The 24,908-nt window shown below is 66.1% G+C and carries 19 protein-coding genes and 1 tRNA gene; 10 read left to right on the top strand and 10 right to left on the bottom strand.

The genetic code is table 11. The features are described from left to right. Positions 1 to 16: 16 nt before the first annotated feature. The 7 genes from ATE59_RS01985 to ATE59_RS01955 form a co-directional block, all read right to left on the bottom strand. Complete coding sequence (locus tag ATE59_RS01985) at positions 17 to 2,557, bottom strand: heavy metal translocating P-type ATPase (protein ID WP_003046486.1); 2,541 nt, start codon at positions 2,555 to 2,557, stop codon at positions 17 to 19. Between the two features lie 190 nt (positions 2,558 to 2,747). Beyond that, positions 2,748 to 3,218, bottom strand: coding sequence for an SRPBCC family protein (locus tag ATE59_RS01980; RefSeq protein WP_003046490.1), 471 nt, complete (start codon positions 3,216 to 3,218; stop codon positions 2,748 to 2,750). 81 nt (positions 3,219 to 3,299) lie between these two features. Beyond that, the gene (locus ATE59_RS01975) at positions 3,300 to 3,644 is read right to left on the bottom strand and encodes a DUF190 domain-containing protein (protein WP_003046493.1); all 345 of its coding nucleotides are present in this window, start codon (positions 3,642 to 3,644) and stop codon (positions 3,300 to 3,302) included. Positions 3,645 to 3,656: 12 nt separating this feature from the next. Further along, positions 3,657 to 6,899 carry an efflux RND transporter permease subunit gene (locus ATE59_RS01970; protein WP_003046495.1) on the bottom strand — a complete coding sequence of 1,081 codons (3,243 nt, stop codon included), beginning with the start codon at positions 6,897 to 6,899 and terminating at the stop codon, positions 3,657 to 3,659. 3 nt (positions 6,900 to 6,902) lie between these two features. After that, positions 6,903 to 8,072, bottom strand: a complete 1,170-nt coding sequence (locus ATE59_RS01965) for an efflux RND transporter periplasmic adaptor subunit (protein WP_003046498.1) — start codon at positions 8,070 to 8,072, stop codon at positions 6,903 to 6,905. Positions 8,073 to 8,181: 109 nt separating this feature from the next. After that, the gene (locus ATE59_RS01960) at positions 8,182 to 9,489 is read right to left on the bottom strand and encodes a TolC family protein (RefSeq protein ID WP_037553274.1); all 1,308 of its coding nucleotides are present in this window, start codon (positions 9,487 to 9,489) and stop codon (positions 8,182 to 8,184) included. A 65-nt stretch (positions 9,490 to 9,554) separates the two neighbouring features. Beyond that, a complete protein-coding gene (locus tag ATE59_RS01955) occupies positions 9,555 to 9,917 on the bottom strand; it encodes a hypothetical protein (protein ID WP_003046504.1) in 363 nt (120 codons plus the stop codon). Positions 9,918 to 10,363: 446 nt separating this feature from the next. Between ATE59_RS01955 and ATE59_RS01950 the strand changes: the two genes are divergently transcribed. The 6 genes from ATE59_RS01950 to ATE59_RS01925 all read left to right on the top strand — a co-directional run bounded on the left by ATE59_RS01950 (position 10,364) and on the right by ATE59_RS01925 (position 17,579). Beyond that, positions 10,364 to 10,738, top strand: coding sequence for a DUF3703 domain-containing protein (locus tag ATE59_RS01950; RefSeq protein WP_037553271.1), 375 nt, complete (start codon positions 10,364 to 10,366; stop codon positions 10,736 to 10,738). A 49-nt stretch (positions 10,739 to 10,787) separates the two neighbouring features. Then, positions 10,788 to 11,126, top strand: a complete 339-nt coding sequence (locus ATE59_RS01945; protein ID WP_003046510.1) for a hypothetical protein — start codon at positions 10,788 to 10,790, stop codon at positions 11,124 to 11,126. 65 nt (positions 11,127 to 11,191) lie between these two features. After that, positions 11,192 to 12,427: a TolC family protein gene (locus ATE59_RS01940; protein ID WP_003046513.1), complete on the top strand. Its 1,236-nt coding sequence runs from the start codon at positions 11,192 to 11,194 to the stop codon at positions 12,425 to 12,427. Further along, positions 12,424 to 13,686: an efflux RND transporter periplasmic adaptor subunit gene (locus ATE59_RS01935; protein ID WP_003046516.1), complete on the top strand. Its 1,263-nt coding sequence runs from the start codon at positions 12,424 to 12,426 to the stop codon at positions 13,684 to 13,686. The genes ATE59_RS01940 and ATE59_RS01935 overlap by 4 nt, the downstream gene beginning before the upstream one ends. A 17-nt stretch (positions 13,687 to 13,703) precedes the next feature. Next, complete coding sequence (locus ATE59_RS01930) at positions 13,704 to 16,865, top strand: efflux RND transporter permease subunit (RefSeq protein WP_037553392.1); 3,162 nt, start codon at positions 13,704 to 13,706, stop codon at positions 16,863 to 16,865. A 117-nt stretch (positions 16,866 to 16,982) separates the two neighbouring features. Further along, positions 16,983 to 17,579, top strand: coding sequence for a cation transporter (locus ATE59_RS01925; protein ID WP_003046522.1), 597 nt, complete (start codon positions 16,983 to 16,985; stop codon positions 17,577 to 17,579). 195 nt (positions 17,580 to 17,774) lie between these two features. On the opposite strand, the gene ATE59_RS01920 is transcribed toward ATE59_RS01925, so the two are convergent. Beyond that, positions 17,775 to 17,849: transfer RNA gene (locus ATE59_RS01920), tRNA-Gly, on the bottom strand. Positions 17,850 to 18,075: 226 nt separating this feature from the next. Between ATE59_RS01920 and ATE59_RS01915 the strand changes: the two genes are divergently transcribed. After that, the gene (locus ATE59_RS01915) at positions 18,076 to 18,987 is read left to right on the top strand and encodes a tetratricopeptide repeat protein (protein ID WP_058811284.1); all 912 of its coding nucleotides are present in this window, start codon (positions 18,076 to 18,078) and stop codon (positions 18,985 to 18,987) included. Next, the gene (locus ATE59_RS01910; protein ID WP_003046528.1) at positions 18,987 to 19,637 is read left to right on the top strand and encodes an LON peptidase substrate-binding domain-containing protein; all 651 of its coding nucleotides are present in this window, start codon (positions 18,987 to 18,989) and stop codon (positions 19,635 to 19,637) included. Before ATE59_RS01915 ends, ATE59_RS01910 begins: the two co-directional genes overlap by 1 nt. Before the next feature lie 4 nt (positions 19,638 to 19,641). On the opposite strand, the gene ATE59_RS01905 is transcribed toward ATE59_RS01910, so the two are convergent. After that, positions 19,642 to 20,349, bottom strand: a complete 708-nt coding sequence (locus ATE59_RS01905; protein ID WP_058811042.1) for a sigma factor — start codon at positions 20,347 to 20,349, stop codon at positions 19,642 to 19,644. Positions 20,350 to 20,442: 93 nt separating this feature from the next. Further along, positions 20,443 to 21,672 (bottom strand): FAD-dependent monooxygenase, encoded by a 1,230-nt coding sequence (locus tag ATE59_RS01900; RefSeq protein WP_058811041.1) that lies wholly within the window; start codon positions 21,670 to 21,672, stop codon positions 20,443 to 20,445. Between the two features lie 139 nt (positions 21,673 to 21,811). Here ATE59_RS01900 and ATE59_RS01895 point away from each other — a divergent pair, with 139 nt between their 5' ends. Both ATE59_RS01895 and ATE59_RS01890 read left to right on the top strand, forming a co-directional pair. Continuing rightward, a complete protein-coding gene (locus ATE59_RS01895; protein WP_058811040.1) occupies positions 21,812 to 24,127 on the top strand; it encodes an FtsK/SpoIIIE family DNA translocase in 2,316 nt (771 codons plus the stop codon). Between the two features lie 112 nt (positions 24,128 to 24,239). After that, entirely contained in the window at positions 24,240 to 24,896 is a 657-nt protein-coding gene (locus tag ATE59_RS01890) for a LolA family protein (RefSeq protein ID WP_058811039.1), read from the top strand. Positions 24,897 to 24,908 lie beyond the last annotated feature (12 nt).

Below are 24,908 nucleotides of genomic sequence, written 5' to 3'. Positions count from 1 at the left end.
CCGCGACTGTGCGCCCTCAGCCCATGCTGCGATCGCGATAGGCGAGCAGGCGAAGCGCGTTGGCGACGACGACGAGGGTCGAGCCTTCGTGCGCCGCGACCGCCGCACCGATTCCGAGTCCGAAGATCGTCGCCGGCACGAGGACCACGACGACGCCGAGGCTGACCACCAGATTCTGGCGGATGATGCGGCGCGTCTGGCGGCTAAGTCCGATCGCGAACGGCAGATGAGCGAGGTCATCGGCCATCAGCGCGACGTCGGCGGTTTCGAGGGCAACATCGGACCCCGCGGCGCCCATCGCGATCCCGACGGTGGCGCTCGCCATCGCCGGTGCGTCATTGACGCCGTCACCGACCATGGCGACCGGCTGCTGCGCCTTGAGGTCGCGAATGGCGTCGACCTTCTGATCGGGCATCAGGTCGCCCCAGGCCTCGTCGATCCCGACCTCGGCGGCAATCGATTCCGCGACCTTCTGGTGATCGCCCGAAATCATGATCATCCGGCCGATGCCGAGCTCGCGCAGTTTGGCGATCGCGGTGCGCGCCGCTTCGCGCGGCGTGTCCATCAGACCGATCGCGCCAAGATCGCGGTCGCCCATACGAACGACCATCGTCGTGCGGCCCTGCTCGCGGAGGCCGGCGATCGCAGCCGCCACTTCGCCGCCGATCGGCGCGATGCCGTCGGCACCGAACATTTCGGCCTTGCCGATCAGGACGGTTTCGCCCTCGACCTTTGCCGTGACGCCGCGACCCGTCAGGCTGTTAAGGTCGTCCGCCACCGGTACGCGCGTCGACGTCAGCATGGCCTCGCCATCGCGCGCGATGGCAGCGGCAAGCGGATGATCGCTCAGCCGCTCGACCGCCACCGCGATCCGCAGCAGTTCCTCCTTCGGCACGCCGCTGGCCGGCAGGACGTCGGTGATGCGCGGCTTTCCTTCGGTGAGCGTTCCCGTCTTGTCGAACGCCAGCGCGGTCAGCGAGCCGAGATTTTCGAGCGGGCCACCGCCTTTGACCAGCACGCCGCCGCGCGCCGCACGCGCAACGCCCGACAGGACGGCACTCGGCGTCGCGATCGCGAGCGCGCACGGGCTTGCCGCGACAAGGACCGCCATGGCGCGATAGAAGCTGTCGCGGAACGGCTCGTCGACAACGACCCAGGCGAAGAGCAGGACGAACACAAGCGCGAGCACGCTCGGCACGAAGATGCGCTCGAACTTGTCGGTGAAGCGCTGGGTCGGCGATTTCTGCGTTTCCGCCTCGCTCACCATCTTCACGACCTTAGCGAGCGTGGTATCGGCCGCAAGACGGGTTACCGCGATCTCGATCGCGCCATAGCCGTTGATGGTGCCCGCGAAGACGCGATATTTTGCGTCGAGTGCATCGGGCTTTGCCGCGGCCTGCGCACGATCGGCCACCGGTTCCTTGTCGACGGGGACGCTCTCGCCGGTCACCGGAGCCTGATCTATCGCCGTGCGGCCAACGACGACGAAGCCGTCGGCGGCAAGACGCTCGTTGGGCTTGACGATGACGGTGTCGCCAATCGCCAGCTGCTCGACCGGGACTTCGCGAGCCGTCCCGTCGGCATCCTTCACCGTCGCGGTCTGCGGCGCCAGCTCCGCAAGCGCCTCGATTGCGCGCTTGGCGCGGCCCATGGCATAATGTTCGAGCGCATGGCCGAGGCTGAAGAGGAAGAGGAGCAGCGCGCCTTCGGCCCACGCACCAAGCGCGGCAGCGCCGGCCGCGGCGACGAGCATCAGCGTGTCGATCTCGAAGCGCTTGAGCTTCAGATTCTCGATGGCCTCGCGGACAGTGAACCAGCCACCGAAGCCATAAGCGGCAATATAGAATGCGAGCGGCACCCACTCCGGCGCCGCGGCGAGCTTCTCGATCGCAAAGCCGATGCCGAGGACGAGACCGCACAGCAGCGCGAAGATCAGCTCGGTCCGCTCGCCGAAGATGCCGCCATGATCATGGCCATGGTCGTGGCTATCCTCGCCCGTATGGCCATGTTTGTGATCTGGCCCATGCGCGTGATCCGGACCATGGTCATGGCCATCATCGCCATGTTGGTGGGCGGCTTGTGCCGGGGCAGCCGCGGCGACGGCAGTCGATTTCTGAGTGACGCCCATATCCGAGAGTGTCTTTCTGATCATTTCGATGGAGGTCTCCGAGCGCTGGAACTCGGCGCGCAGCGTACCGGCGGCGCCGACTTCGGCCTCGATCACGCCCGGCATTTCGCGAAGCTTCAGTCCGATCGTCCGCGCGCGACGGGCGTGGCCGACGCCTTCGAGGTCATCCCAGAAGAGATGCTGATACTGGCCGGTGAGCTCGGCACCGGCGCTGCGCGCGAGCTGCCGCACGCGTTCGAGCGGGAGAATATCCGGACGGTAATGGATGCAGAGCTGTGGCGGCGAACCGTCGCTTGAGCGGACAACATGGACCTTGTCGACGCCTTCGCGTCCTTCGAGTTCGCTCGTCAGGCGCGCGACGCAGCGGTCGGCGGTATCGGCGACTTCGGGGAGGAGAAGCGGAATATCGAGCCGCAACTGGTCACTCATGATGCCATCCTTTTCTGTTGGCGGTCGGCAATGCGATCCGGGCGCATGTTAAACGCGCGGCAGGATGAGGTGCGGGAGCCATTGCGGGATGCGACCCGGCTCCCGCACCTCCCTGACAGCCGGAAATCCCTGCCCGTGGTGAGGGGGGCGATTGAGAGGGGCCTCCGACGGCCAGGTTTCGAATTCAAGATCATGCGCGGCGCCCGCTTGGCCGCGCGTAGCGGGACTGAACTGTCGTGCGACGGAGTTGCTGTTCGAGCGCCATGTTCGAGCGCTTGAGAAAAACGCTGCAAACCCGCCGCAGAATGGGATAGCCGAGCCATGAGAAGAGACCCGCGCATTCCAGGCGATGGGTAACCTCCACCCCTTGGCCGAGCTTTTCGAGCCGGTAGCTCTCCTCGATGACGAGCAGCCCGCGCGTGCCTGTCCGCCAGGAGAAGCCCGTCAGCCAGTCGAGGCCGGTTATCCGCCCCTCGGATGCAAATTCCGGACCCCGCTTCCCGCGCGGAGAATAGACATAGCCTACGCGCTCATCATCTCCCGGACGATCGGTGAAACGGAGCGTCGGATGCCAGTCGTCGTACCGCTCGATATCGACGAGCAGTCGCCAGACCCGCCCGATCGGGACCGGCAAGCGGAGCGAGGTGCCTACCGAGAACATCGGAGACCTCCTCGCTCGCACGAGCTGGTCCGCGACGCAGGCCGGGGACCTGCGCCGCGGTGTAGACCGGCAAGATGCCGGTCAGCTCTGAACATCGGGGGGCTCCGCGGCGGATTTCCCGCCGAGGATTTCGACCGCTTCGAGCGTGATGAGCCCGATGTCCGGTATTTCGGTCAGCTGCGCCGCAAAGTCGCGGAGCCGCTGCTCCTCGTCGATGATCTCGATCACGACCGCCCGGTCATTCTCCAGCGCATGCTTGCGGTGGAGATGCGCCGAGCGACCGAAACCGAGAACCGCTTCGAGCACCGTAACGCCTGCCAGCTTTTGCTGGCGAGCGAGTTCGGAAATGAACTCGAAGACCCGCTGATCACCGAAGAAGGCGGATTCATCGGTGTAGATGCGCAAGAGCTTGGATGCTTTTGTCATGACAGTCTCTCCCTATTCCGTGACCGGCTGGACCGCCGACTCCGCTTTTCGCTTGAGGAACTTCGGCTGCCAGTTCGCCCCGAGGACGACTTTTGCGATCGCGGGGAGAACGAGCAGCGTCAGGATGGTCGCCGCGATGAGACCGCCGATGACGGTCGTCGCGAGAGGCTTCTGCACCTCGGCACCCGTGCCGGTCGCGATCGCCATCGGCACGAAGCCGATCGCGGGCACGAAGCCGGTCATGATCACCGCACGCATCTTCTCGGTCATGCCCTCGCGGATTGCCTCCGTGAGCGGGACATCATTCTCGAGCCGTTCGCGGATCGCCGTCATGACGACGAGACCGTTGAGCACCGCGACGCCGGCAAGGCAGATGAAGCCCACCGCCGCCGACACCGAGAAGTTGATGCCCGTAAGCGCGAGAGTGAACACCCCGCCCGCGAGCCCAAGCGGCACGGCGAGGAACACGGCGGTCGCGCGCCCGAACGTGCCGAGCGCCATGTAAAGCAGGATGAAGATGCCCGCGAAGCAGAGCGGCACCACGATCGAGAGCCGCTGCGATGCGGCCTGCAGACTTTCGAACTGCCCGCCCCATTCGAGGTAATAGCCCGCCGGAAGCTTCACATTGGCGATCTTCGCCTGCGCTTCGGCCACGAAGGATCCCGCATCGCGGCCTTCGAGGTTCACCTGCACGACGACGCGCCGCTTGCCATTTTCGCGGCTGATCTGGTTGAGCCCTTCGGTCAGCCGGATCTGCGCCACCTGGGCGAGCGGTATCTGTCCGCGATTGCCGCCCTCGGAGGGCAGCAACACGGGCAGCGCGCGGATGTCGTCGAGATTGACCCGGGTCGCGTCGGGGACGCGAACCGTGATGTCGAAGCGCCTGTCGCCCTCATAGAGCAGGCCGGATTCCCGCCCGCCGAGCGCCGCCGACACCGTATCGGCAACCTCCTGTACCGAGAGACCGTAGCGCGCGATCGCATTGCGATCGAGCTTCACGTCGAGCGTCGGAGCGCCGCCCACTTGGTCGGCCTTGACGCTGCCCGCACCCGGTATGCCCTGGAGCACGCGCACCATCTCGTTCGCCGCGAGCGACATCTTGTCGAGGTCGTCCCCGTAGAGCTTGATGGCCACGTCGCCGCGAACGCCCGCGATCAGTTCGTTGAAACGAAGCTGGATCGGCTGGCTGACTTCATAAAGCTGGCCGAGCTGGCCGCCAGCGGCTTTCTCGATACGCTCGACGACATCGGCCTTCGAATCGACACCTGCCGGCCACTGATCCTGGGGTTTCAGGATCACGAAACCGTCGGAGATGTTCGGCGGCATCGGGTCGGTCGCCACCTCGGCCGTACCCGTCTTCGAAAACATCAGCTCGACTTCGGGCAGGCTCGAGATCGCCGTCTCGACGTTGCGCTGCATGACCAGAGACTGTTCGAGGCTCACCGAAGGCACGCGCGTCGAGGCAAGCGCCATATTCTTCTCGTCGAGCTGCGGAATGAATTCCGAGCCGAGCAGTCCGAACGCCGGGATCGCAAGGACGAAGAAGGCAAAGCCGCCGGCGATGAAAGCCCACGGCTTGGCGAGCGCCTTGTCGAGCAAGGGCAGGTAGCGCTCCTTCGACTTGCGGATCGCCCAGACTTCCTTCTCGGCAACCTTGCCGCGAATCATCAGCGCGACAAGCGCCGGAACCAGGGTGATCGCGAGAATGAAGGCCGCAACGAGCGCGAGCATGATGGTGATGGCCATCGGCGAGAAGGTCTTCCCCTCGACGCCCGTAAACATCAGCAACGGCGCGAAGGCCAGTAGGATGATCGCCTGGCCGAAGACGGTCGGTTTGATCATCTCCTGGCTCGCGCGCATCGTCTCCTCGAGACGTTCGCGAAGGTTGAGCAATCTCCCTTCATGCTCCTGCCGGTGCGCCAGTCTGGCGAGGCAGTTTTCGATGATGATCACCGCCCCGTCGACGATCAGACCGAAGTCGAGCGCGCCGAGGCTCATCAGGTTACCGGGGACCCGGAAGGCGTTCATGCCCATCGCCATCATCAGGAAGGAGAAGGGAATGACGAGCACCGCGATGATCGCGGCGCGCCAGTTGCCGAGCAGGAAGAAGAGCGCGGCCGCTACGAGCAGCGCGCCTTCGGTGAGGTTCTTTTCAACCGTGCCGACGGTTGCGTTCACGAGCTTGGCGCGGTCGAGTACCACCTTCACTTCGACGCCGGGCGGCAGGGTCTTCGACACCTGCGCGATCTTCGCCGAAACATCCTCCGCAACAGTGCGGCTATTCTGCCCGATCAGCATGAGCACGGTCCCGATGACCGCCTCCTTGCCGTTCATGCTGCCCGCACCGGTTCTGAGGTCGCCGCCGATCTTCACATTGGCGAGCTGTCCAACCGTCACGGGCACGCCGCCGCGCGTCGCGACGACGGCGTTGCGGATTTCGTCGACCGAGCGGACGCGTGCATCGACGCGCACGAGATAGGCCTCGCCTGCCCGGTTATAGTAGTTGGCACCGACCGCGAGGTTGGCGCGTTCAAGGGCTTCGCCCAGTTCGCTATAGGAAATGCCGTAGCTGGTGAGGCGGGTCGGATCGGGTTCGACCACGAAGGTCTTGGCATAGCCGCCGATCGAGTCGACGCCGGCGACGCCGCCGACCGACTTCAATTGCGGGCTGACGATCCAGTCCTGGACCGTGCGAAGATAGCCCGATTTGGCGATCTCGTCGGTGAGGATATCGCCCTCGGGGGTCAGATAGCTGCCGTCGGGTTGCCAACCTGGTTGGCCCGCGACCTTCTTGGCGCCCTTCCCGTCGGGATTTTTGTAGCCGACGGTGTACATGACGACCTCGCCGAGACCCGTCGTGACGGGACCGATCTGCGGCTGGGCCCCGTCGGGAAGATTCTCGCCCGCCTGGAGAAGCCGTTCGCCCACCTGCTGGCGCGCGAAATAGAGGTCGGTTTCATCGGTGAAGATTGCCGTCACCTGGCTGAAGCCGTTGCGCGAGATCGAGCGTGTCGTCTCGAGCCCCGGAATGCCGGCGAGCGAGATTTCGATCGGATAGGTTACGAGCTTCTCGATTTCGACCGGCGAGAGACGCGGATCGATCGTGTTGATTTGCACCTGCTTGTTGGTGATGTCGGGAACCGCGTCGATCGGCAGCTTGGTGAGCTGCCATACGCCGAGTCCCGCGATCACGAGGAAGAGAAAGAGTACCGCCCAGCGCGCGCGGACGGATAGCGCCATCAGTTTCGCGATCACGGTTTATTCCTCCTCGCCCGCGCCCTTGCCGAGTTCGGCCTTGAGCAGGAATGCGTTCTTGGTCGCGACGATCTGGCCCGGCTTCAGCCCGGCGAGGATTTCGACACGGCCCGCGCTGCGCTGGCCGACGGTCACCTGCTGCGCGCGGAAGCCGTCCTTCGTGCGGACGAACACCACGTCGCGGCCTTCGAGCGTCTGGAGGGCTTCGTCCGCGATCACGATACGGGCCGGCCCACCGGTTTCGGCGCCGCGGCTCGGAAGCAGCCGCACCCGGACCGCCAAGCCCGGCTGGAGCGCCCCGGGTACGTCGAGCACGGCGGTTGCCGAGCGCGTGTCGCCCGACAGGCCGGGCGTGACGGCGCGCACGCGGGCATCGATCGTCCGTCCGTCGGGAAGTTCGATGATCGCACGGTCTCCGGGCGAGAGCCGCTGGGCATCGGCCGGACCGACGGCGGCCTCGATCTGCACCTTGCTGGGATCGGCAACGCGGAACAATTCGGTTTCGGGCTGAACGAAGGCGCCAAGGCTGGCGTTCTCGGCCGTGATCCGTCCCGAGATCGGGCTTGCCACGATGACGCTGCTGCCATCGCGCGTGACCTGCGCGGCGCTCGCTGCGGCACGCGCGCGCTGCGCTTCGGCCGCGGCGGCCGCGGCTTCGGCTTGCGCCTGCTCATAGTCGACGCGCGCCGACACCTTCTGGTCGAACAGGGTCTTCTCGCGGTGGAGATTTTTCTGCGCGAGCGTCGAGCGCGCATCGGCGGCAATCCGTTCGGCCGCAATCTGGGCGGCGTCGCGGCTTTGCACGATCGCGATCGTCTCACCGGCGCTGACCGGATCGCCGAGCCGCTTGAAGAGACGGGTGACCGCGCCGCCCGCGCGGGCGGTGACGATCGCCTCGCCGCTCGGCGCGGCGGTAACGGTCGCTTGCGAGATGATTTCCGAACCGAGTCCGCCGGCGCCGATCGTCTCGACGCCGATCTCGGCGGCCTTGATCGCTTCGGGCGTGATGGCGAGGCTGCTCGGAAGGGCTTCGCTCGCCGCTTCCTTTTCGCCTTCGGCAGCCGGCGCGGCGGCCGGGTCGGCGGTGCAGCGTGCAACGCCGAAGCCCGTGACGGCAGCGAGTATCATGGCGCCCGCGACAGTGCCGAGGAGACGCTTGTCCTTGGTGATCATATTCTATCTCCGCTGTTGATGCGGTTCGCGCGCCGACCGGCGGCGCACCCCTGTTGACTTGGAAGGACGATGGCGAAGGCGCCTCCGTCCACTGGAAGGCTCGGCGCGCTCATGGCTGATGATCCGCATCGCCGTCGGCGGCTGCCTGGCGCGATAGGATGGCGCGGGCTTCGGCCCGGGCCTGGCGCGCCGCGATCAGTTCGGCCTGCGTTGCCGCATAGGCCTGCTGCGCGTCGATATATTCGACGAGCGAGGACTTGCCGGCGCGGTAGCTGAGTTCGGCGAGCCGGACACCTTCGCGCGCCTGCTCGATGCCGCTACCCTCAAGCGCCGCGAGGCGGGCCTCTGCGGCTTCGAGTTCGGCCTGCGCATTGGCGATCTCCGCCTGAGCATTGACCACTGCATTCTCGCGCCGCGCAATGGCGGCGGCGACATCGGATTTGGCTGCCGAGATGTTGCCGCGGTTGCGGTCGAAGACGGGGAGCGGCACGGAAACATTGGCGATCAATGCGCGATCGCCGGTGTCGCGAAGCTGACGCACCCCGAAGCCGACCGACGGATCGAGCCGGCCATCGGCGCGCTGCCCCTGGAGCCGCGCTTCAGCAATCAGCTTCTCGGTTTCTGCCAAGCGAACGTCGAGCGTCGCGAGCGAGTCCACCGTCTCCGGTGCCACCCACATATCGCCTTCCATCAACTCGGCAGGCGGGACCGAGCTTCCAAGGAGCGCCGCGAGCGAACGCCGGGCGGTCCTTTCTTCGGCCTCGGCCGTGCGTAGCTCGGCGGTGGCCTGAACGAGAGCCGCATTGGCGCGGAACGCACGGAGCGGCGGCTCGTTGCCGGTATCGACCATGGCCTGTGCCACGCGGACGAGTTCGCGGGCACGCGCTTCATTTTCGCGTGCGAGCGCGAGGCTATCGCGGGCCGCGAGAGCGGTCGCGAACTGGTTGCGGACATCGAGCGCAAGATCTGCGCGTGCAATCTCCAACTTGTACTTCGCGGCCAGAAACTCGGCGTCGGCGAGCGTCATGCGCGACCGGCGCCGGCCCCCGATATCGAGACGCTGATTGACCGACACGGTCGTTTCGAGACCGTTCAGGCCCGAGTAGGGGCCGGTGCCTGCGAAATTCTCGACATCGACATTGAGCGTCGGATTGTAGCGATAGCCCGCCTGACGCTGGCGACCGCGAGCGGCCTCCACTTCGGCTTCGGCGGCAACCACGCGCGGCGAGCGCGCGTCGGCTTCCTCCATCGCCTGCGCGAGGGACAATCGAGCGGGAAGCGGGCCGGTACGCACGGCCTCGCCTGCGGAAGAAGGCGGTCCCACCAGCTCCGTCGCTGCCGACTGGGCAGCGGCGGGCGCGGAATTTGAGCCTGCAACGAGCGCCACGAGACTCGCGGCGACAACTATGGATTTCATGAAAAGGAGACTCCTGACGTTTCCAGGGAGAAGCGCACGCGAAGGGCACGCGCAGACCTAGAGCGTCAGGCGATTGGAGGGCGGAACGTCCCGATATAGGCGACGGGCGGCAAGGCGGCCGTCAGGATGCGCGTATGCGCTTCAGGGGCAGGCGTTTCGGTCGCTGCCGACAGCGATTCCGCCGGGACGCCCGAATGGTGACCGTGGCAGCCATGAGCGGCGGCAGGCACCTGCTGCTTTTCGCCGGGAGAGGATTTTTTCTTGTCGACTTCGGCGCCTTCGATCGCCGGTGCGGGAACGCAGCCGGCTTCGATCACAGCAACGAAAAGGCTCGCCTCGGCCCGATCCTCGGTCGCATGTGCGAGCGACCCCGCAACCGTTCCGGATGCAAGGAGAAGGGTCAGGAGGAAGAGGATCACCCGTCGCATTGAAACCGGCCCCTAGCATCGAAACGGCGCGGTGAAAAGTAGAAGATTTTCAATCAACTTCGGCGGCACTCTTCGAACCCCCGAACCGGCTCCGTAATTTTATCTCATGGAGGTAAGAGAGCAGTGCACCTTGCCCCTCTATAGTTGCAGATGCGCCTCAAGAAACAGGATATCGGCCGAACAATCACGCGTTAAGCACAATAATTCTACAATTGTCTTTCACTCTTATTTCTATCGCTTCGCTATTGGCTCCCGCCTCCTTTGTTCGGGACGACATTCGAGCGATATGCTTCCCGTGAGACGAGGGGGTAAATCGGACGCAGAGCGGCACAGCGTCCTGCCGGAACATCAGGGCTTGACCCTGTATCTACTACAGGGTGCAAGAGCCTGCCCTGCACAAAAAAGGGGGAAAGAGGATGGTGCCGCCGACAGTAAATCCCGTGAGCATGGCCGTCATCGAGCCGCTGCTGCGCGAGCAATATCGCCTGTTTTGCGAATCACGCCGAATCGGAGATGAAGCCGCTGCGTGGCAGGCGCTGGAATGGGAACATATATTGAGCCAGCCCTATATGGGCGCGCATCTCGCCTCCCACTGGCACATGTTTCGCTATGCGATCGAGCTCGGCGATGCCCGTGAAGCTACCGGTCAGGCAATGCGGTTCCTGCTCGTCCCGCTCGGTTCGCTGACCGGCCGCCTCCCCGCAGGGAATAATGGTCGCGCGCGGGTGAGCGCCTTCGAGCCGATGCCGATGCCGCAGGCCCTCGAAGCGCTGATCGAAACGGCCCGGTCGACGGAGAGCCGCGCTGCGCGAACCGATTGATCCGGTTTTGGACTTCCGGAACGGGTCATTCGCTGTTAGGGGCGCGACCATGTCCGGCGCTACCCTTCGCCTGTTGCTTGTGTTCATCCTGCTGCTCAGCGGGCTCCACAATGCTGCGCCGGCGATGGCGGGCATGACGCACCATGCGACGGATTCGCATCTTTCGCACCATGTCGAGCCGGGCCATGCGTCGGACAAGGACACGCAAAAAGGTCAGCAGGACGCCGACCTCCACGGCAGTCACCATAATTGCCCGGTCGCATCCGATCAGGCCCTTTCGGGTCATGACGATCTGTCCTGTTTTTCCGGCGGCCTGCACTTTGCGTTGCCCGCGACGCGCCTCGCTTCGCGCGCGCTCGCACCGCCCCTGAACCCTCCCCTCGCCTGAACGCCGCCTGCCGCGCGGCCCCTTTTCGGCCTGCGCTCAGTCGAATCGTTCAGGAGTGATCATTCATGCATATCCATATGCGCGCCGCCCTGTTGGCCGGGGCTGCGCTGCTGGCGGGGTCCGTTTGGGCCCAGCCGCTAACGCTCGACCAGGCGGTCGAGCGGGCCATCGCTGCATCGCCCGAGCTTAGAGCGGGCGAAGCGGGGGTCGACGCCGCGCGCGCCGACCAGCTGCAAGCCCGCGTCCGTCCCAATCCGACCGTGTCGGTCGACATGGACAATGGCGTCGGGACGGGCGGCTATGGCCTGTTCCGGCAATCGGAACTCACCGTCACCTATTCGCAGCCGCTCGAACGCGGGGGCAAGCGCGAGGCGCGAATGGCGCTTGCCGAGCGCGGTGTCGTTCTCGCCGAGGCGCAGTGGCGGCTCGTCCGGCTCGACATCGCCCAGGAAGTGCAGCGCGCCTATATCGACGTCCAGATCGCCGAGCAGATGGTCTGGATCGCAGAGGATCGCGTCAAACTTGAAAAGGAGATGCGGACCGAAGCGATCAGGCGCGTGCGCGGCTACAAGGATCCGCTCTTCGTCGAGACGCGCGCCGATGCCCGCATTCTCGAAGCCGAACTGGCCCTGAAGGAAGCCCAGGCGAAGCGGCAGTCCGCACGCGCATTGCTCACCTCCTTCTGGGGCGGCACGCCTGACAGCCTCGTTATCGCCGAGGGGATCGAGAAACCCGATCCGCGCGATCCGCCGCTCGCCGAAGCCGACGCGGCGGTCTTCGACGCCGCCGTCGACCGGGCCCGCGCGCAGGTCGTCGTCGAGCAGAGCCGTGCGCACCAAGACTATACGGTCTCGGGCGGCACGCGCTTTCTTCGCGAGACCAATGATGTCGCCGTTCTTGGCGGCATCTCGATCCCGCTCGGACGGTTCGACCGCAACCAGGGCAATATCGCCCGGGCGCAGGCCGAACGGCGGCAGCTCGAGTTCCAATCCGAAGCGAGCCGGCTCGAGCGGCTGCGGCGCCTCGCGTCGCTGCGCGCCGATGCCGACGCCGCACGCGTCCGGGCCGAGGGCATCATGAACGACGTCTATCCCAAGGCGGTGAAGACGCTCGGCCAGGTGCGCGAAGGCTATGCCCGCGGCGGGTTCCTGTTCGCCGACGTACAGGATGCCGCCGACGTCATCATCCAGATCCAGGGTCAGTGGGCCGAGGCCATGACACGCTACCGCGATTTGCTCGCGGAGATCGATCGCCTGACCGGCCGCTTCGATGCGGCTCCCCTTGCGGAGAATATTCCATGAAGAAGTTTCCATTTCCCGCCGCGGCTGCGGCGCTGTTCCTTGCTGTGCCTCTCGCTGCCTGCGGTGGCGGAGCCGAGGGCGAAGACAAGCATGAAGAAGGCGAAAGCCACGCTGAGGGCGAAGGCGAGGAAGATGCCAAAGGCCCGAACGGTGGCAAATTGCTCAAGAATGGCGATTTCGCGGTCGAGGTCATAATCTTCGAGAATGGCACCGAGCCGCAATTCCGCGTTTTCGCAACGCGGGACGGCAAACCGGTCGACCCGAAGGATGTCCAGCTCGCCATCACCCTCACGCGGCTTGGCGGCGACGTCGATCGCTTCACCTTCCGCCCGCAGGGCAAATTCCTCGCAGGGCAAGGTGTCGTCACCGAACCGCACAGCTTCGACGTCGAGGTTGTCGCGGTGACGGGCGGCAAGCGGCACGTTTGGAAATATGCGAACCCCGAAGGGCGCACGCGGATCGGGGCTGACGCCGCCAAGGCCGGAGGCATCGAAACCGCGGTCGTCGGACCGGCGACGGTGGGCGAAATGCGCGAACTCTACGGCACCGTCCAACTGTCGCCGACCGCCCGCTCCGAAATTCGCGGCCAGTTCCCCGGCCGCGTCGTCTCGGTGACCAAGGCGGTGGGCGACAGCGTCCGCCGTGGGGAACTGCTCGCGCGCATCGAGTCGAGCGAGAGCCTCCAGGTCTATCCGGTATATGCGACGGTCGGCGGCGTGATCGCCGAGCGCAACGCCAACCCCGGCGACGTCACCGACGGGCGCGCACTCTATGTGGTCACCGACCCGGCGCAGACCACGGTCGTCTTCAACATCTTCCCCCGCGACCTCGCGATCATACGTCCGGGCATGCGGGTGACGGTGGAGACGCAGGACGGCGCCGAAATCGCGACCGCGCCGCTCGGGCAGTTCCTGCCCGACGGCAATGTCGAGGCGGGCACTGCGCTCATCCGCGCGACCATCCCGAACCGCTCGGGAACGCTCCGCCCTGGCATGGCCTTGCGCGGCCGCGTGATGGTCAACCCCGTCACCGTGCCGCTTGCCGTGCGCACCGAGGCGATCCAGCCCTTCCGCGACTTCAAGGTGGTCTATGCCAATTTCGGGCAGGACTATGAGGTCCGGATGCTGAAGCTCGGCCGTTCGTCGCCCGAATGGACCGAGGTCCTGTCGGGCATCAAGCCCGGCACCGCCTATGTCACCAAGGGCAGTTTCCTCGTTCGCGCCGACATCGAAAAGTCCGGCGCGGGCCACGACCATTGATCGGGGAGCAGGATAACATGCTAGCCAGAACCATAGGCTTTTCGATCCGGCAACGATGGCTCGTCCTCGCGGTGGTCGCGCTCCTCTGCGCGATCGGCGCGTGGAGCGCGACCAAATTGCCCATCGACGCCGTTCCCGACATCACCAACGTCCAGGTCCAGATCAACACCAAGGCGGAAGGCTATTCGCCGCTCGAGTCCGAGCAGCGCATCACCTATCCGATCGAGACCGCGATCGCGGGCATCCCGAACCTCAACTATACCAGGTCGATCTCGCGCTATGGCCTGAGCCAGGTCACTGTCGTCTTCGAGGACGGGACCGACATCTATTTCGCGCGCCAGCAGGTCAACGAGCGGCTCCAGGCCGCGCGCGGCCAGCTTCCGCCCGGGATGGAGCCCGAAATGGGCCCGATCTCGACGGGCCTCGGCGAAATCTTCATGTTCTCGATCGAGGCCGAACCGGGCGCGCGAAAACCCGACGGCACGCCTTATACGGCGGAAGACCTCCGGACGATGTCCGATTGGGTCATCCGGCCGCAGATGCGCACGATTCCGGGGGTCGCCGAGATCAACACGATCGGCGGCTATGCCCGCCAATATCATGTGACACCCAACCCGGCCTCGCTCGCCTCGCTCAATCTCTCGCTCAACGATGTCGTCACCGCACTCGAGGCCAATAATGCCAACCGCGGGGCCGGTTATGTCGAGCGCAGCGGCGAACAGATTCTGATCCGCGTGCCGGGTCAGGCCAATAATGAGCGTGACCTGTCGCAGATCATCGTCACCACCCGCGGCGGGGTTCCGATCCGGATCGCCGACGTCGCCGATGTCGCGATCGGCTCGGGGCTCCGCACAGGCGCCGCAACCGAAAATGGCAAGGAAGTCGTCCTCGCGACGGTCTCGATGCTGATCGGCGAGAATCCGCGCGTGGTGGCGCAGGCCTCGGCCGAACGCCTCGTCGAAGCCTCGCGTGCGTTGCCGAAGGGTGTCGTTGCCAAGCCGCTCTACGATCGCACCGCGCTCGTCGAGCGGACGATTTCGACGGTGCAGAAGAATCTCGCCGAGGGCGCGCTGCTCGTCATCGTGATCCTGTTCCTGCTGCTCGGCAATTTCCGGGCCGCGCTGATCACGGCGGCGGTCATTCCGGTCGCGATGCTGATGACGCTGACGGGCATGCTCCAGACGCGGACATCGGCAAACCTCATGAGCCTCGGGGCGCTCGACTTCGGCCTCATCGTCGACGGGGCCGTCATCATCGTCGAGAACTGCCTCCGCCGGCTCGGCGAGGCTCAGCACAGGCTCGGACGCCTGCTCGACCGCGACGAGCGCTTCGGCCTAGTCGCTTCCGCAAGCGCAGAAGTGATCAAGCCGAGCATCTTCGGCATTATTATCATCACCGCAGTCTATCTGCCGATCTTCGCGCTCGAGGGCGTCGAGGGCAAAACCTTCCATCCGATGGCGATCACCGTCGTCCTCGCGCTTACCGCCGCTCTGCTGCTGTCGCTCACCCTGGTTCCGGCCGCGGTGGCGCTGTTCGTGACCGGCAAGGTCGAAGAAAAGGAAAATTGGCTGATGCGCGGGCTCGGCAAGGGCTACCGCCCGATGCTCGACCGCGTCCTCAATTGGCCGAAGGCTGCGCTGGCTGGTGCTTTGGCGCTTGTCGCGCTGAGCGGCGTGGCGGCGACCAGTCTCGGGTCCGAGTTCATCCCGGACCTCGACGAAGGCGATATCGCGATGCACGCGATGCGCATTCCGGGGACGAGCCTCACCCAGTCGATCGCGATGCAGGAGGCGCTGGAGAAGAGGATCAGGCAGTTCCCCGAAGTCGAGCGGGTGTTCGCGAAGATCGGCACTCCCGAGGTAGCGACCGATCCGATGCCCCCGTCGGTCGCCGATAATTTCATCATGCTCAAGGACCGGAAGGAATGGCCCAATCCGAGAAAGACGCGCGACCAGCTCGTTGCCGAACTCAACAAGGCGGCGAACGAGGTGCCAGGGAACAATTATGAGTTCACCCAGCCGGTGAAGATGCGCATGAACGAGCTGATCGCCGGCGTTCGCGCCGACGTGGCGATCAAGTTGTTCGGCGACGACCTCGATCAATTGCTCGAATCGGGGCAGGCGATCGAGGAAGTCGCGGGCGGGATTGCGGGCGCGCAGGACGTGAAGCTCGAACAGGTCACCGGCCTGCCGATGCTCTCGGTCACGCCCGATCGCGACAAGCTCGCGCGCTACGGTGTCAGCATGGAAACGGTGCAGGATGCGGTTTCGACAGCGACCGGCGGCCGTCAGGCCGGCGAGCTTTTCGAGGGTGACCGCCGCTTCGACGTCATCGTCCGGCTTCCCGAGGCCATTCGCACCGATCTCGCGTCGCTCGGCAATCTCCCCGTTGCACTTCCGGCCGGCGGCTTCGTGCCGCTTTCGGAGCTGGCGGAGATATCGCTCGCGGCGGGGCCGAACCAGATCAGCCGCGAAAATGGCAAGCGCCGCGCGGTGATCACGGCGAATGTTCGTGGGCGCGATCTGGGCTCGTTCATCGACGAGCTCACGCAAAAGGTCGAAGCTGAGGTCGTGCTGCCCGATGGTTACTACATCGAATATGGCGGCACATTCGAGCAGCTTCAGTCCGCGACCGAGCGCCTCCAGATCGTCGTGCCGCTGGTGCTGCTGCTGATCTTCGGGCTGCTGTTCATGCTGTTCGGCACGGTGCGCGATGCTGCGATCGTCTTCTCGGGCGTGCCTCTGGCGCTGACGGGCGGGGTCGCGGCGCTGGCGCTGCGCGACATTCCGTTATCGATCTCGGCGGGCGTCGGCTTCATCGCTTTGTCCGGGGTCGCGGTGCTGAACGGCGTGGTGATGCTATCCTTCATCAAGGATCTGCGCGAACGCGGAAAAGCGCTCGTCGAGGCGATCCGCGAAGGCGCGCTGACCCGCCTCAGACCGGTGATGATGACGGCGCTGGTGGCGTCGCTCGGGTTCGTACCGATGGCGCTCAATGTCGGGGCTGGGTCCGAGGTGCAGCGGCCGCTGGCAACTGTCGTCATCGGCGGGATCATCTCGTCGACGATCCTGACTTTGCTCGTGCTGCCGGCCCTGTACCTCCTGGTCCATCGACGGACCGCGAAGGCCGAAGAGGAAGAGCTGGCGCGCCCGAGCAGCGTCCCCAGCCCCGAAGGCTGAGACACTCCCGGATGGCCGCCATTCCCCCCTGTCGGCGGCAACCGAGAGTGCTGACTGGGGCGGAACCCAAGCGGGTTCCGCCTCCTTTTAGGGATGGTGAGGATTGAGGAGCTTGCAATGAATGAAAAAGCATCCGGGAGCGAACGCGAAAAGCGAACGCTCCAGATCGTTCTCGTCCTGAACTCGGCTATCGCGATCGCCTTCCTCGTAACCGGCGGGCTCGGCGATTCGAGCGCGCTCATCGCCAATGGGCTCGACAATCTGTCCGACGCCGCGGTCTATGCCTTGAGCCTCGTTGCGCTCAGCCACGGCCTGAAATGGAAAACCCGTGCTGCCACGGCATCGGGTGTCATGCTGCTGGTCTTCGCGGCCGGCGTCCTGTTCGATGTAGGACGGCGCTATTTCGAAGGCAGCGAACCGATCGGTCCGACAATGATGATCATGTCGGCCGTCGCTGCGGTGGTGAACTATGCTTGTCTGAAGCTCTTGCAGCGCATTCAGGATCCGGACGTCAACCTCAGAGCCGCGACAACCTTCAGCTACAACGACTTCATCTCGAACGGCGGCATCCTGATCGCGGGTGTCCTCGTCTGGTGGCTCGGTACGAACTGGCCGGACCTTCTGGTTGGATTTGCGACTGCGCTGATCGCGATCAAGGGCGGCATCGAAATCCTTCGCGACGCCCGCCAAGAGGCCAAACAGCAGAAAGATTAGAGCATGTGAGGCGTGTCGGATCGGCGGAAGAATGTTCGGACCTCTGCGAACAACGTCGCCGATCCTGCCCTAGAGGCACCCGACAGCTCGCTCCCATCATATTACGTCCTTATTACGCGAGGCAAAAATCGAGCCCACGTAACGACGCGTATTACGCCGCCATTCGGCGTAAGTGTCTGAAATTGTTAGGAAAACTGGAGCGGGCGAAGGGATTCGAACCCTCGACCCCAACCTTGGCAAGGTTGTGCTCTACCCCTGAGCTACGCCCGCTCTGGCGGCTGGCGACCGGTGGGTGCCAGCGGGTGAGGCGGGCGATTAGCACCGGCTTTTGGAGTCGGCAAGCCCCCCCCTTGTACTTTTCTTACAGGCGCCGGGCGAAGGGTTGGCATCCGGCGCACAATTCCCACATAACGCGGCGAAGAGATTCTTTTCGCGTCGGCAGAGGGCCATTGCAGCCCGCCAGCATGGCGCGAAACAACCGGCAAGGAGCATGAGCGTGGCGACATTGGGGCTGAACCCGCAGGAAAAGGAAGCCGTCGAGGCCTTCCGCCGCGACGTCGTCGAACCGTCGATGACGAAGCTCGTCATCCTCGATTTCTGGGCCGAATGGTGCGGGCCGTGCAAGCAGCTCGCCCCCGTGCTCGAAAAGGTCGCCGCCGATTACGCCGACAAGGGCGTTGTGCTGGCGAAGGTCGACGTCGATGCGAACGGCTTCATCGCGAGCCAGTTTCAGGTCCAGTCGATCCCGACCGTTTACGCGATCTTTCAGGGCCAGCCGGTCGCCAACCTGACCAACGCGCGCAGCGAAAGCCAGCTCAAGTCGATGCTCGACCAGCTGCTCGCCCAGCTGCCGGTCGAAAGCGACGCCGGTGCACGCGCGGTCGAGATCACCCCGCTGCTCGAAATGGGCGAATCGGTTCTGGCCGAAGGCGACGGTCCGCGCGCGGTCGGCATTTTTTCGCAGATCGCCGACATGGCGCCCGACAGCGCCGCCGCGCACGGCGGGCTGATCCGCGCGCTGCTCGCCGCGGGCGACAGCGAAGGTGCGGCGCTGGCGCTGGCCGCCGTCCCCGCCGACATTGCGGGCGATCCCGCGATTGCGCAGGCGAAAAGCGCGCTCGAACTCGCCGCAGATGCCCCCGACGCGGGCGAACTCGCGGCGCTGGAGGCCGCGACCGCCGCCAATCCCGACGACCATCAGGCGCGCTTTGATCTTGCCGTGGCGCAGATCGGCGCGGGACAGCGCGATGCCGCCGCCGACAATCTGCTCCACATTGTCGCCGCCGACCGCGAATGGAACGACGGCGCGGCACGCGCGAAACTGCTGTCGCTGTTCGAAGCGGTGGGGCTGGAAGATCCGTGGGTCGCCGCGCAGCGCCGCCGCCTGTCACTGATCCTGTTCGGCTGATGCCGACCGACGCGCCCCTGACCATTCAGCGGATCGCGATTTTTCCGCTGCCCGGGGCGGTGCTGTTTCCGGGGCTGCACCTGCCGCTCCACATCTTCGAGCCGCGCTACAAGGCGATGGTGCAGGAAGTGCTGGCGCGCGACCGGCAGATCGGGATGATCCAGCCGCGCCAGATCCCCGGCGAGGAGGATCGCGAGCCCCCCGCGCTTTATGATGTCGGCTGCGTAGGGCGCATCATCGACGTCGAGGCGCTGGCCGAGGGGCGGTTCAACATCGTCTTGGAAGGCGTCGCGCGCTTTCGCGTCCGCCGCGAACTCGACGTCACGACACCCTTTCGCCAGGTCGAGGCAGAGATAGAGGCTGAGGTCGAGGACGAAGCCGTGCTGTCGAGCATCGAGCGCGCGAGCCTTGAGCGCGAGGCGAAACGCTTTGCCCAGCGGCAGGGCTATGTCGTCGACTGGGCTTCGGTCGGGCAGCTCGACGACGAAACGCTGGTGAACGGCATCGCGCAGGTCGCACCGTTCGACGCCGCGGCCAAGCAGGCGCTGCTCGAAACCTCTCCGCTCGAAATGCGCGCCGAGCTGGTGATCCAGTTGATGCAGTTTTTCGGCCGCTTCGACGGCGACGACGGGCGCGCCACGCTGCAATAGGGCGTCAGTGCGGCTTGCCGCCCGCCGCCTGCGCCATATCGGCAAAGGCGCGGCGGACGATGTGACGGTCGCTTTCGCCGAGCCGTTCGACGAGCGAATCGACATGCGCGAGCTGGCGCCGGACGAGCGCGCGTTCATGCGCGAGCCGCGTCGCCGCGCGCGCTCCTGCCGCTCCGCCGCGCGCGCCGCGTGCAAGCGCCTTGCCGCGCCGCTGCGCCCATTCGGCGACGAGCCGGTCGGCGCACAGCGCGGCGAGCGCATCGCGCGCGCCGCCTTCGGTCGCGTCTTCGGCGACGGGATCGGCCAGCCAGTCCCCCGCCCCTTCGTCGAGCAGCGCGTCGTAGGACAGCGTCACGGCGCCGCGCCGACCGGCGCAGCGCGGATCGCCATGCAGGCGCAGGCGCAGCGCCTGAAGCTCGGCGCGGATCTGCCAATTGGCATAGGTCGTAAAGCGCGCGCGCGCGGGATCATAGCGTTCGGCCGCGCGGTGCAGCGCGATCGCGCACGCCTGCGCGGCGTCATCGGCGAAGTCACCAAGTCCATAAGCGCGCGTGAAATAGCGAATGCGCGGCGCCGCGAGCGCCAGCAGCTGCGCAAAGGCACGATCGATCCGCGCCCGCGCCCGCGCACCCGGCGCCGCCTCTGCCGCGGTGTGCGCCGCGATCAGCGCGCCGACCGCGCTTTCGAATGCCTGGCTCCTGTCCGACATCATTTGTCCCCTGTTCCCGGCGGCAGAATGGCCGCGCGGGATCAGGCTATGCCGCGATGGTTAGCGCGGCCGCACCGGACGCCTAAGTAGGACTACCTATATTTCGGTGCCGGCAAGCAGCCGCGGCAGATCGCCAGCTTCGCCGCGCGCTTCGTCCATGAAGAAGCGCTTGAGCGCCGGCATGCGCTGCACCGCGCCGAGCCCGGTACGGCGGACGAAGGAGGCAGTGCGTCCCGGAATGCCGAACAGCCGCGTCAGTCCGTCGGTCGCGAGGCTGACCATCAGATTGTCGAGCCCGCGCCAGCGCTGATAGCGCGCGAGCAGCGCCGGATCGCCAAGGTCGAGCCCGAGCCGCGCGCCATCGACGAGCACCTCGGCCAGCGCCGCGGCATCGCGCAGCCCCAGGTTGAGACCCTGCCCCGCAATCGGATGGATGCCGTGCGCGGCGTCGCCGACCAGGACGATGCGGTCGCCAACGATCTGCGCGCTGTGATGGAAGCCGAGCGGATAGGTCATGCGCGGCGCGACCAGTTCCATCGTGCCGAGAATATCGCCCGCGCGCTTGCCGAGTTCGGCAAGGAAGCCCCGGTCGCCCAGCTTGGCGAAACCCGGCCCGTCCTGTTCGGATACGGTCCACACGAAGGCCGAACGATGCCGCCCCTCGGCATCATCGACGAGCGGGAGCAGCGCGAAGGGCCCCGAGGGGAAAAAGATTTCGTGCGCGACCTGATCGTGCGGGCGCGAATGCGCCACCGCGCCGATCATCGCGTGATGATGATAGGACCAGTTGGCGATCGTGAAGCCCGCCGCATCGCGGGTCGGCGATCGGCGCCCTTCGGCGACGATGAGCAGCGGCGCCGCGAGCCGCGTGCCGTCGGCGAGGGTCAGCGTGACGCCATGCGCGTCGACATCGCGCGCGACCACCTTCGCCGGCATGAACAGGCGCACCAGCGGCGCTTCGCCGAGCGCCGCCGCGAGCGCGAGGCGAAGCTGGCGGTTTTCGACCATCGTACCGAGCGCGGGGGCATCCGCATCGGCGACGAAATCGAGCTCGCCCGCCTGTCCCCCGTCGCTGACCTTGATCGCGCGGATCGGGCAGCCGTGGGGCGCAAGCCGATCGGCAAGGCCGAGCACGCCGAACATCTGCCACACCGCGCTGGCGATCGCCGAGGCGCGGCCGTCGAAGCCGGGCGCGATCGTCGCAACCGGATCGGCGGGGTCGACGATCTGCGACGACAGACCATGATGGGAAAGCGCGATCGCCAGCGCCTGGCCGACAAGCCCGCCGCCGGAGATCAGGACATCGCTGCGCAATACTTCGCTCATGCCGCCGCTCTACTCCGGCCCGGCGCGCTTGGGAAGCGGGCAGGCGCACGCGGACCATCGGCGCGCCGGGCGCCGCTTGACGACGAGTCCGCCCCATGCGCATATCGCCGTGGTTAATCGATCGAGGACCGCATTCCGCATGGCAAGCCGCAAGGCCGCATCGGCGAAGGCCGACTGGCGCACCGTTTTCAGACAAAGCATCGCGCGATCGCTGGTGATCGCCGCGGCACTGGCGCTCGCCGCCTTCACGCTGTTTTTCGCGCTCGCCCTGCTTACCTACGACAGCACCGACGCAGCGCTCAACACCGCAGCGGGCGGCAGCGCCGCCAACTGGATGGGCCATGCGGGCGCCTGGTTCGCCGACCTTGGCCTGTCGGTCGGCGGCGCGCCGATCGCACTGCTCGTCCCGCTGTTCGGCATCATGGCGTGGCGGCTGTGGGCGGCGGAGCCGCAGCCCTATTGGCTGCGTCAGCTCGCCTATTGCTTTGCCGGCATCCTGCTCGTCGGCATGGGCGCCGAGCTTTGGTCGCCGGCGTCGGGTTCGCCGATGCCCGCGGGGTGGGGCGGCCTGCTCGCCCTGCTCGCGGGGAGCGCGATCACCCCGCTGTTTGCGCTGGCGGGCGACCCCGCCGCGGCGCTGATCCGCTTCGGAACGATCCTGCTGCTCATCCTTGTCGGCCTCTGGCTCGCGATGCGCTCGCTGCGGCTCGAAAAGGGCTGGCTCGGGCGGCTCAGACTGCCGGCGGCCGAAGGAAGCCGGGTCGTCGAACCAGCGCGCGCGGCCCCGGCCGATGCGCCGCGCCCCGCCAATCTGGTCGAGCGCGTGATCCGGCCGCGCCCGCGCGCCGAACCCAGCGACCGCGCCCCGCCCGAGATTGCCGACCCGGCGCAGCGCTCGGCGCCGTCGAAGCCGCGCGCGAAGCCGCAGACCGAGCTGTTCACCAATTACCAGCTTCCCTCGATCGACCTGCTTGCCCCGGCCCCCGACACGCCGGCGGGACAGATCGACAAGGCGGCGCTCGAACGCAACGCACGCTTGCTCGAATCGGTGCTCGAGGATTTCCAGGTCAAGGGCGTGATTACTGCGGTCCGCCCCGGTCCGGTCGTCACCATGTACGAGCTCGAGCCCGCGCCCGGAACCAAGGCGAGCCGCGTGTCGAACCTCGCGGACGACATCGCGCGCAACATGTCGGCGCTGTCGGCGCGCATCGCGCCGATCCCGGGGCGCACCGTCATCGGCATCGAATTGCCCAACGCGCACCGCGAGGCCGTCGTGCTGCACGAGATCATCGGCAGCGGGCTGTTTCAGGAACATAGCGGCGCGCTGCCCATCATCCTCGGCAAGAATATCAGCGGCGACGCGGTGATCGCCGACCTCGCGCCGATGCCGCACCTGCTGATCGCCGGCACCACCGGGTCGGGTAAGTCGGTCGGCCTCAATGCGATGATCCTGTCGCTGCTCTATCGCCTCGGTCCCGATCAGGTGAAGATGATCATGATCGATCCCAAGATGCTGGAACTCAGCGTCTATGACGACATCCCGCATCTGCTCGCCCCGGTGGTGACCGAACCCAAGAAGGCGGTGCGCGCGCTCAAATGGGCGGTCGAGCAGATGGAGGATCGCTACCGGATGATGTCGTCGCTCTCGGTGCGCAACCTCGCGTCCTACAACGACAAGGTGCGCGGCGCGCTGGCCAAGGGCAAGTCGCTCGGGCGGCGCGTCCAGACGGGCTACGATCCCGACACCGGCCAGCCGGTCTATGAGGAAGAGACGCTGGATTATCAGCCGCTGCCGCAGATCGTCGTCGTCGTCGACGAGCTGGCCGACCTGATGATGACCGCGGGCAAGGAGGTCGAATTCCTGATCCAGCGCCTGGCGCAAAAGGCGCGCGCGGCGGGCATCCATCTGATCCTCGCGACGCAGCGGCCGTCGGTCGACGTCATCACCGGCGTCATCAAGGCGAACCTGCCGACCCGCATCAGTTTCAACGTGACGTCGAAAATCGACAGCCGCACCATTTTGGGCGAGGCCGGCGCCGAACAACTGCTGGGCAAGGGCGACATGCTTTACGTGCCCGGCGGAAAGCAGATCACGCGCATCCACGGTCCTTTCGTGTCCGACGACGAAGTCCGCGCGGTCGCCGATCATTGGCGCGGCCAGGGGCGCCCCGACTATGTCGAAAGCGTCACCGAGGATCCCGAGGACGGCGGCTTCGCGATGGAAGGCGCACCTGCGGGCGGCGACAGTGCCGAGGACCGCATGTATGCCAAGGCCTGCCAGATCGTGGTCGAAAGCCAGAAGGCATCGACCAGCTGGCTGCAACGCCAGCTGCGCATCGGCTATAACAGCGCGGCGCGCCTGATCGAGCGGATGGAGGACGAAGGGCTGGTCAGCCCGCCGAACCACGTCGGCCGCCGCGACGTGCTGACCGACCAATATGGGCAGCCGCGATAGGGAACCTTTCGCTCCGCCAACGACTTGAACAGCGTCTAAAGGCCGGGTTCAGGGCGGGTTCAATGCCGCCCTGCAACAAGCCGGCATCGACCGAAACAGACAAGAGAGCCCGATGACCCTGACGATCGACCGCCATATCCTGACCCGCGCCGCCGCGCTGGCGCTCGCGCCTGCCGCCGCCCTCGGCCTGACGCTCTCCGCACCCGCCATTGCGCAATCGGCGAGCGCGCTTACCGCGGTGCAATCGCACCTCAAGTCGACCAGTTCGATGACCGCCGACTTCGTGCAGACGGATCGCAACGGTCAGCGGCTGAGCGGACAGCTGACGCTGAAGCGTCCGGGCAAGATCCGCTTCCAGTATCAGAAGGGCGTCCCGCTGCTGATCGTCGGCGACGGCAGCCGCCTGACGATGATCGATTATGAGGTCAAGCAGGTGCAGAGCTGGCCGGTGAAAAATTCGCCGCTCGGCGCGCTGCTCGATCCCGATCGCGATCTCGCCAAATATGCGAAGGTCGTCCCGACCGGAAACAGCGATGTGCTAAGCGTCGAGGTCAAGGATCCCAAGCGCCCCGAATATGGGACGATCACCATGGTGTTCATCCGCGATACGGGGGCGCCGGGCGGATTGCGACTGCGCGGCTGGGTCGCGCTCGATTCGCAGAACAACCGGACGCGGATCGATCTGTCGAACCAGCGCTTCAACGTGCCGGTCGCCGATTCGGCCTTCCGCTGGACCGATCCGCGCCCGAAACAGCGCGGCCGCGTCTGAGGCCAGCGCGAC

The organism is Sphingopyxis sp. A083 (genome assembly GCF_001468495.1).
Classification (GTDB): Bacteria; Pseudomonadota; Alphaproteobacteria; order Sphingomonadales; family Sphingomonadaceae; genus Sphingopyxis; species Sphingopyxis terrae.
The sequence above is the reverse complement of the archived record's forward strand: the minus strand, read 5'-3'. Positions and strand labels throughout refer to the sequence as shown.

Coding starts and splice junctions, on each gene's coding strand:
- ATE59_RS01975 (WP_003046493.1), bottom strand. CDS start 3,644: ATGACAAAAGCATCCAAGCTCTTGCGCATCTACACCGATGAATCCGCC.
- ATE59_RS01960 (WP_037553274.1), bottom strand. CDS start 9,489: ATGAAATCCATAGTTGTCGCCGCGAGTCTCGTGGCGCTCGTTGCAGGC.
- ATE59_RS01985 (WP_003046486.1), bottom strand. CDS start 2,557: ATGAGTGACCAGTTGCGGCTCGATATTCCGCTTCTCCTCCCCGAAGTC.
- ATE59_RS01910 (WP_003046528.1), top strand. CDS start 18,987: ATGCCGACCGACGCGCCCCTGACCATTCAGCGGATCGCGATTTTTCCG.
- ATE59_RS01890 (WP_058811039.1), top strand. CDS start 24,240: ATGACCCTGACGATCGACCGCCATATCCTGACCCGCGCCGCCGCGCTG.
- ATE59_RS01955 (WP_003046504.1), bottom strand. CDS start 9,917: ATGCGACGGGTGATCCTCTTCCTCCTGACCCTTCTCCTTGCATCCGGA.
- ATE59_RS01965 (WP_003046498.1), bottom strand. CDS start 8,072: ATGATCACCAAGGACAAGCGTCTCCTCGGCACTGTCGCGGGCGCCATG.
- ATE59_RS01930 (WP_037553392.1), top strand. CDS start 13,704: ATGCTAGCCAGAACCATAGGCTTTTCGATCCGGCAACGATGGCTCGTC.
- ATE59_RS01980 (WP_003046490.1), bottom strand. CDS start 3,218: ATGTTCTCGGTAGGCACCTCGCTCCGCTTGCCGGTCCCGATCGGGCGG.
- ATE59_RS01900 (WP_058811041.1), bottom strand. CDS start 21,672: ATGAGCGAAGTATTGCGCAGCGATGTCCTGATCTCCGGCGGCGGGCTT.
- ATE59_RS01905 (WP_058811042.1), bottom strand. CDS start 20,349: ATGATGTCGGACAGGAGCCAGGCATTCGAAAGCGCGGTCGGCGCGCTG.
- ATE59_RS01940 (WP_003046513.1), top strand. CDS start 11,192: ATGCATATCCATATGCGCGCCGCCCTGTTGGCCGGGGCTGCGCTGCTG.
- ATE59_RS01935 (WP_003046516.1), top strand. CDS start 12,424: ATGAAGAAGTTTCCATTTCCCGCCGCGGCTGCGGCGCTGTTCCTTGCT.
- ATE59_RS01945 (WP_003046510.1), top strand. CDS start 10,788: ATGTCCGGCGCTACCCTTCGCCTGTTGCTTGTGTTCATCCTGCTGCTC.
- ATE59_RS01925 (WP_003046522.1), top strand. CDS start 16,983: ATGAATGAAAAAGCATCCGGGAGCGAACGCGAAAAGCGAACGCTCCAG.
- ATE59_RS01950 (WP_037553271.1), top strand. CDS start 10,364: ATGGCCGTCATCGAGCCGCTGCTGCGCGAGCAATATCGCCTGTTTTGC.
- ATE59_RS01895 (WP_058811040.1), top strand. CDS start 21,812: ATGGCAAGCCGCAAGGCCGCATCGGCGAAGGCCGACTGGCGCACCGTT.